Source organism: Ligilactobacillus sp. (assembly GCF_036846325.1).
Taxonomy (GTDB): Bacteria; Bacillota; Bacilli; order Lactobacillales; family Lactobacillaceae; genus Ligilactobacillus.
Window position 1 is genome coordinate 1 of the sequence record NZ_DAIUCE010000179.1, and the last position, 1,943, is coordinate 1,943.

Annotated in this window: 2 protein-coding genes; both read left to right on the forward strand. The window is 45.0% G+C overall.

Annotated elements, in window-relative coordinates:
- Positions 1-366: hypothetical protein (locus tag V7Z60_RS09930; RefSeq protein ID WP_334117650.1), on the forward strand; the 366-nt coding region annotated here is incomplete at its 5' end.
- 220 nt (positions 367-586) lie between these two features.
- The coding region (locus V7Z60_RS09935) for a Z1 domain-containing protein (RefSeq protein WP_334117651.1) at positions 587-1,943 on the forward strand (1,357 nt) is incomplete at its 3' end.

Sequence of the window (1,943 nt, forward strand, 5' to 3'; positions counted from 1 at the left end):
GTCGTGGACAGCGTTCATGACCAGCTTCATCCGGAGGAAAAGCTGTGGAAGTCGTACTGGTTCAACATCTTTTCAGTCAGGACTGGGGAAAGGTGGATGGTGAACGGAATTGACGAGTTCATCAGCAGTAAGATTCTGAAGCCGCTGCTTTCAAGCGGCAATTATGAAGAATATGCAGGAATCTACAACAGGGCCTTTCTCACGGGGTATACGGCCGGTGAAATGAGGGAAGCCATTGAAAGCGGTGACGCTGACGGATTCGTTGACAGGCTGGATCAGTTCTTCATGGAACTGGACAAGCTTACGCAGATGCAGTGGCTTAGTGCGCTGGGGAATGGCGAGTACTACGTATATTCGTTCTGCTGATGCAAATTTGAATATTGACAAAAGGGCGTGGAGAATCAGATTCTCTGCGCCTTTTTCATACTGTAAAAAGTACATATAAACCGTCAAGGATGTGAAAATATGACGGATTGGCATGATGATTTTTTCATTATTGTGGATTATGGTATAATTAGAAGTTAATGGAAATAATCATTCTGCGTGAAAATCGCAGTTATGGATGACAGTGGATGAGGAAGAAAAAATGAACGTTTTGGACATTATAAAGAACTGTAAGCAGAGTCATAAGTATAGCTGGAACGACATGGACAGTGCCGATATGTATGGCGAGATTCGTAATATCGTTAAGATGGTGATGAACACTGACCTGACCTTTGAAAAATATTCCAGCTTGATCAAGGATCAGGTTGAGCGCGAGAAAAGCACCCAGGTATTGACATTCGGTGACAACATCAATAACACTGCGGAAATACCTACAGATACAGATGGTACCTGGAAGCTTTACCGGGAAAAGTTAATCAATCAGAATCATTGGTCAGAAAAATCGGTTGAAAACATTGAAAAGTCGTCTTTTGAGATTTTACAACGCATGACTACGACCTCGGAAACAGGTCCGCACAAGGGACTTGTTGTCGGCAACATTCAGTCCGGCAAGACTGCCAGCATGAGTGCACTGATTGCAATGGCGGCTGACAATGGATTCAATGTGTTCATCGTTCTTTCGGGGGTCATCGAAAACCTGCGCAGACAGACCGCCAGGCGCATAGAAAGCGATATATTCTTTTCCGGCAAGGGAAATAATCAGTGGAATTACCTGGACAGGCCTTCCGTTCGTGAAGGGATGCAGACAAGTCAGCTTGAATTGAGTTCAGGTTCCACTGCCAGGTATCTTATAGTGTCCCTGAAGAACAGCAGAAGGATAAGGAGCATTCTTCACTGGCTGAAACATGACAGGAACAAGCAGAAGAAGATGAAGGTGCTTCTCATTGATGACGAGGCTGACCAGGCAAGCATAAACACCAAGGATGTCAACGGGGAAGAGCGCACTGCCATTAACGGTACAATCAGAAACATCGTCAATGACGGCGGATATGGTGCAATGAACTATGTTGCCTACACGGCTACACCATTTGCAAATGTACTCAATGAATCAGGCGATGACACGCTTTATCCGAAGAACTTCATATCATTGCTTGAACCGGGAGAGGACTATATAGGCCCAAGGCAGATTTTCGGCAAGGGTGACCCGGACTTTCAACCGGGCATGAACGGCATTGTCAATGAAATTCCTGAAAACGAAAGCATGATGATTAAGAAGTATCAGGATGAAAGGACCCCGTTCAAGGCCCCGAAAAGCATGCAGCATGCGGTGAAATGGTTCCTCATGGCGCTTTCTGCCATGAGAGCCCAGGGATACATGAAACCTGTCTCCATGATGATTCATACAGACTTCAAGGTTAAAGTCCATAATCTGATTGAACAGACGGTCAGAAACTACATCTATGACCTGAAAAGGGAATATGACAGGAATCCCAAGGCTTTTCTTAAGAGCATGCATGCAGAATACAATGAGAGATGTTCAGAACTTTCCCCGGATATGT